This window comes from Dawidia cretensis, from assembly GCF_018598175.1.
Lineage (GTDB): Bacteria > Bacteroidota > Bacteroidia > Cytophagales > Cyclobacteriaceae > Ohtaekwangia > Ohtaekwangia cretensis.
On sequence record NZ_JAHESE010000142.1, the window covers coordinates 1 to 362 of the forward strand.

Below are 362 nucleotides of genomic sequence, written 5' to 3' on the forward strand. Positions count from 1 at the left end.
CTTTCGGTCGCGTACAATAAACGTCCGTTCGGTTAGCAGGCTTTCTTTCAGCAGCCGCGGCAGCTCATACCGTTTGATAAATCCCTCCTGCCCCTCGAAATATCCCTCCCGCTGCTTTTCGTAGGCCATCATCACCGCCTCTTTCAAGGCCTCTTTCTCACTGGCACACACGCGATTGGTCACTTTGCCAAACGTTCCTACGCGTCCTTCCGTAATGGAAATCGTACATGAGCTGATGAGCACTTCTATCTGCCAGAACCGGTTAAACTCATTGCTTAAATACAAAAAGTACTTTCTCATTATGCGGATTCTTTGATAGACGCTGGTCCGTTTACAAACATATCTATCAGGCAGTCAGATTG

At 47.8% G+C, this 362-nt stretch carries 1 protein-coding gene; it reads right to left on the reverse strand.

The features are described from left to right. Positions 1-300, reverse strand: a 300-nt coding sequence (locus KK062_RS30105; RefSeq protein ID WP_254088090.1) for a WGR domain-containing protein, incomplete at its 3' end; no start/stop codon positions are given. Between the last annotated feature and the right edge of the window lie 62 nt (positions 301-362).